Origin of the sequence: Candidatus Regiella insecticola LSR1 (genome assembly GCF_000143625.1) — a bacterium.
GTDB classification, from domain to species: Bacteria; Pseudomonadota; Gammaproteobacteria; order Enterobacterales; family Enterobacteriaceae; genus Regiella; species Regiella insecticola.
Window position 1 is genome coordinate 1 of sequence record NZ_GL379612.1, and the last position, 1812, is coordinate 1812.

Here is a 1812-nt window from a genome sequence, read left to right on the forward strand (position 1 = left end):
AATTTGCTGGATACTTAATTGGGAACCCCCTTTCTGTCCATGAGAAGGTTTCATCCCTGATGGAAAATCATTCGATAGAAGGTTTAGCGCCTGCTGAGCCCCTCGATTTTACTGAATTGATAACCGCGTCATTAGATCAACATTACCGTAAGATACTGAATGAACCGATTCCTGCCCTCAATAACCTGACGCCAAGGGAATGTGCTCAAAAGAGTGACCAACAGGTTAACTTGATTCAATGGCTCAAGAGCTTAGAAAAGGATACCGGTAGGGCTCCCCATATGGCGCATTATGATTTTACATGGATGTGGCAGGAGCTGGGTATAGCGTGTGCAAAATAATGAACAATTGAAGCCGAATGAATATTCCCATTGGGTTTTCCCGCCTATCAGGGGTCGTTCTGGGTTTGGTTCAGGCCGATCTCAGAAGGTAGATACCTTACAGGATTGCCATTAGGGTTCAAAAAAACGAGGTTTTAACTGCACAGAGAGTTTTAGCCCGTAAAGGTGAGAATCTACGCCTGTTTTTAGTAAGATAAACAGGTTCAATTAATCTTAGTTCAAAGAATGGCTTTATCGCGACTAAAATGGACGATATGACGAAAGGGATAGAGTCGAGATGTGGCGCGGTAATGTAGGTTCGGCATATCTGTTGCCCCATTTTTACAGTATCCTTAAGGTATTCATTAAATACAGAAACTACCACGATGAAATTGCAGCTGGAAAATTTAGACAACATGACGTCGGCTCAGGAAAACGTCTTTATGACTCTATTTGGTGATGAATTGGCTTGCGATGATGGAGCAGAATCCCGAAAACACTTAAGCGCGGGTGAACCTGTTTATTACCGTCAGCAAGACACCCCGGCAGGGATGATTATCAAAGAGTATCCTGCTGGCCGCAAAGAATTAGTTAGTTTCGTTACTGGCGTGGAATGTTTTGTAGAGATTATTGCGGTATGATAAAGCCTCAGCTATGGGTGATAGCTGGGCCGAATGGAGCAGGAAAATCGACATTGGTTCGACAGCATTTTTTCGGTAAATTGCCGATAGTCAATCCTGACGATATAGCTAAAGATTTAAGCACAGATCATTCTTCAAACAAGACGTTGGAAGCGGGTAAGATAGCGGTGAAACAACGTTCTATTTTTCTTGCAGAAAGACGTTCTTTTGCTATAGAAACGACCTTAACTGGCCGAAGTGAGATTAGCCTGATGAAGGCAGCAGGGAAAGCAGGGTTTAAAGTGAACCTGATATTTATTGGTTTGGATGATGTGACGTTGTCTGCGGCGCGAGTTGCTTTACGAGTAAGAACGGGTGGTCATGCTGTGCCAGCAAAAGATATTTTCCGTCGTTATGATCGATGCATGGCCAATTTGCCTATTGCGATGAATCATGCTGTTCGAGTGTGGATTATTGATAATAGTGACATGCGGAGGCGGTTGTTGCTAGCCAGAGAAACAAATAAAATAAAACACTTAGTATCGAGCTTACCCTGCTGGTTTAGTAAGGTGGCAGAGAAAGAGATCGCAGCTGCAAGACTGGGGTTATCGGGTCGCGCAAGGGAACTTGCGCCCTGACGCAAAAATCTAAAACTTACTGAGTTTTTTGCAAATTCAATCTGATTTAATCCCTTTTGTTATTTTTTAATAAGCGTAAAAGTTATATTTCAATAGATTGATATATATGTATTTTTTCCAGGTGAAGTCTGACTAAAAGGGGTTGTAGATGTAAAAATTATGTTGTAACTAAATGAAATGACAGATGTACAAGAAAAATGGCTGTTCAGTTTCAAGTCATGATGTTTGATTCCA

The 1812-nt window shown here is 41.8% G+C and carries 3 protein-coding genes; all 3 read left to right on the plus strand.

Features of this window, described 5'->3' with window-relative positions; translation table 11 throughout:
* The coding region (locus REG_RS08020) for a hypothetical protein (RefSeq protein ID WP_039908024.1) at window positions 1-341 on the plus strand (341 nt) is incomplete at its 5' end.
* Window positions 342-706: 365 nt separating this feature from the next.
* Window positions 707-961, plus strand: coding sequence for a hypothetical protein (locus REG_RS08025; protein WP_006705184.1), 255 nt, complete (start codon window positions 707-709; stop codon window positions 959-961).
* Window positions 958-1578, plus strand: coding sequence for an AAA family ATPase (locus REG_RS08030; RefSeq protein ID WP_050749373.1), 621 nt, complete (start codon window positions 958-960; stop codon window positions 1576-1578). The genes REG_RS08025 and REG_RS08030 overlap by 4 nt, the downstream gene beginning before the upstream one ends.
* Window positions 1579-1812: the final 234 nt, after the last annotated feature.